Origin of the sequence: Pseudomonas halotolerans (assembly GCF_039581215.1) — a bacterium.
Lineage (GTDB): Bacteria > Pseudomonadota > Gammaproteobacteria > Pseudomonadales > Pseudomonadaceae > Aquipseudomonas > Aquipseudomonas tehranensis.
Window position 1 is genome coordinate 1 of sequence record NZ_JBCNTJ010000031.1, and the last position, 3421, is coordinate 3421.

The 3421-nt window shown below is 60.2% G+C and carries 1 protein-coding gene; it reads left to right on the top strand.

Annotation, left to right across the window (positions count from 1 at the left end):
* Window positions 1-3421, top strand: a 3421-nt coding sequence (locus tag AAIS01_RS25590; RefSeq protein WP_343471257.1) for an immunoglobulin-like domain-containing protein, incomplete at both ends; no start/stop codon positions are given.

Sequence of the window (3421 nt, forward strand, 5' to 3'; positions counted from 1 at the left end):
TGACGCTCTCGGCCACTGACACCGTTGCCGAAGGCGGCTCGATTGTTTACACGGCAACCCTGACCAACGCCGCTGGCACCCCAGTGACGGTAACCTTGAGCAATGGCGCAGTGATCAACATCGCAGCCGGTGCCACCACCGGTACCGTGACCGTCGATGCGCCAAAAGATGACGTCTACAAAGACGCCGGAAAAGTCGAAGTCAGCATCGACAACGCCACCGGTGGTAACTTCGAGAACCTCGTCCCGAGCACCACGCCAGCGGTGACTGATGTCACCGACACCATCGATACTTCGACGGTCAGCCTGACTGCGACTTCCTCCGTTTCTGAAGGCGGCACCGTCGTTTACACCGCTTCGGTCAACGCTCCAGTCACCGGTGCTCCGCTGGTCGTCACCCTGTCGAACGGTCAAAGCATCACCATTCCAGTGGGTTCCAGCAGCGGTTCGGTCAACTTCGTTACCCAGAACGACGCCCTTGCTGGCGGCGATTCGCTGAGCGTCAAGATTGATGACGCCCAGGGCGGTAACTACGAAAAACTGGACATCGATGCCACTCCGGCTGACACCACCGTTACCGACGTGCAGGACACGACTGGCCTGACGCTCTCGGCCACTGACACCGTTGCCGAAGGCGGTTCGATCGTTTACACCGCGACATTGACCAACGCAGCCGGCACTCCAGTCACCGTGACCCTGAGCAACGGCGCTGTGATCAACATCGCCGCTGGGCAAACCACCGGCACGGTGACCGTCGACGCGCCAAAAGACGACGTCTATAAAGATGCCGGAAAAGTCGAAGTCAGCATCGACAACGCCACCGGTGGTAACTTCGAAAACCTGGTGCCGAGCACTACGCCAGCAGTAACCGATGTCACCGACACCATCGATACCAGCACGGTTTCGCTCACCGCGACCGCGAATGTGGCCGAAGGCGGCACCGTCGTTTACACCGCTTCGGTCAACGCACCGGTAACCGGCGCCCCGCTGGTAATCACCCTGTCGAACGGTCAAAGCATCACCATCCCGGTCGGCTCCAGCTCCGGTTCGGTCAACTTCGTCACCCAGAACGACGCCCTCGCCGGCGGCGATAACCTGAGCGTTAAGATCGACGACGCTCAGGGCGGTAACTACGAAAAACTGGACATCGACGCCACGCCGGCAGACACCATCGTTACTGACGTACAGGACACCACTGGCCTGACGCTCTCGGCAACGGACACTGTTGCAGAAGGCGGTTCGATTGTTTACACCGCGACATTGACCAATGCCGCCGGCACCCCGGTCACCGTGACCCTGAGCAACGGTGCCGTAATCAACATCGCTGCCGGCGCCACCACTGGCACTGTCACCGTCGACGCGCCAAAAGATGACGTCTACAAAGACGCCGGCAAAGTCGAAGTCAGCATCGACAACGCCACCGGCGGCAACTTCGAAAACCTGGTGCCGAGCACCACGCCAGCAGTGACTGATGTCACCGACACCATCGACACGTCGACCGTCAGCCTGACCGCGACATCCTCCGTTTCTGAGGGTGGCACCGTTGTTTACACCGCGTCGGTCAACGCACCGGTGACCGGTGCTCCGCTGGTCGTCACCCTGTCGAACGGTCAAAGCATCACCATCCCGGTCGGCTCCAGTTCCGGTTCGGTGAACTTCGTTACCCAAAACGACGCCCTCGCCGGCGGCGACAACCTGAGCGTTAAGATCGACGATGCCCAGGGCGGTAACTACGAAAAACTGGACATCGACACCACACCGGCGGACACCATCGTTACTGACGTGCAGGACACCACTGGCCTGACGCTCTCGGCCACTGACACCGTTGCCGAAGGCGGTTCGATCATTTACACCGCGACATTGACCAACGCCGCTGGCTCGCCAGTGACCGTGACCCTGAGCAACGGCGCTGTAATCAACATCGCCGCCGGGCAAACCACCGGCACCGTCACTGTCGATGCGCCGACCGACGACGTCTACAAAGACGCCGGAAAAGTCGAAGTCAGCATCGATAACGCCACCGGTGGCAACTTCGAAAACCTGGTGCCGAGCACCACGCCAGCGGTGACTGATGTCACCGATACCATCGACACGTCGACCGTCAGCCTGACCGCGACATCCTCCGTTTCTGAGGGTGGCACCGTTGTTTACACCGCGTCGGTCAACGCACCGGTGACCGGTGCTCCGCTGGTCGTCACCCTGTCGAACGGTCAAAGCATCACCATCCCGGTTGGTTCCAGCAGCGGTTCGGTCAACTTCGTCACCCAGAACGACGCCCTCGCCGGCGGCGACAACCTGAGTGTCAAGATTGACGATGCCCAGGGCGGTAACTACGAAAAGCTGGACATCGATGCCACTCCAGCGGACACCACCGTTACCGATGTGCAGGACACCACTGGCCTGACGCTCTCGGCAACGGACACTGTCGCCGAAGGCGGTTCAATTGTTTACACCGCAACTCTGACCAACGCCGCTGGCACTCCAGTGACGGTAACCTTGAGTAACGGCGCGGTGATCAACATCGCTGCCGGGCAAACCACCGGCACTGTGACCGTCGATGCGCCAAAAGACGACGTCTACAAAGACGCCGGCAAAGTTGAAGTCAGCATTGATACCGCCACCGGCGGTAACTTCGAAAACCTCGTACCGAGCACCACGCCAGCAGTGACTGATGTCACCGATACCATCGACACCAGCACCGTTTCGCTCACCGCGACCGCGAATGTGGCTGAAGGCGGTACTGTTGTTTACACCGCGTCGGTCAACGCTCCAGTCACCGGCGCTCCGCTGGTGATCACCCTGTCGAACGGCCAGAGCATTACCATCCCCGTCGGCTCCAGCTCCGGCTCGGTGAACTTCGTTACGCAGAACGACGCGTTGTCAGGTGGTGATTCGCTGAGCGTGAAGATCGACGACGCCCAGGGCGGTAACTACGAAAAACTGGACATCGATGCTACTCCGGCTGACACCACCGTTACGGATACCCAAGACACTACCGGTCTCACTTTGAGTGCGACCGATACTGTTGCTGAGGGCGGTTCGATCGTTTACACCGCTACCCTGACCAACGCCGCTGGCTCGCCAGTCACCGTGACCCTGAGCAACGGCGCTGTAATCAATATCGCTGCCGGGCAAACCACCGGCACGGTGACTGTCGATGCACCGACCGATGACGTCTACAAAGACGCCGGCAAGGTTGAAGTCAGCATTGATACCGCCACCGGCGGTAACTTCGAAAACCTGGTACCGAGCACTACACCAGCAGTCACCGACGTGACCGACACCATCGACACCAGCACCGTTTCGCTCACTGCCACCGCAAATGTGGCCGAAGGCGGTACCGTGGTTTACACCGCTTCGGTCAACGCACCGGTAACCGGCGCCCCGCTGGTGATCACCCTGTCGAACGGTCAAAGCATCAC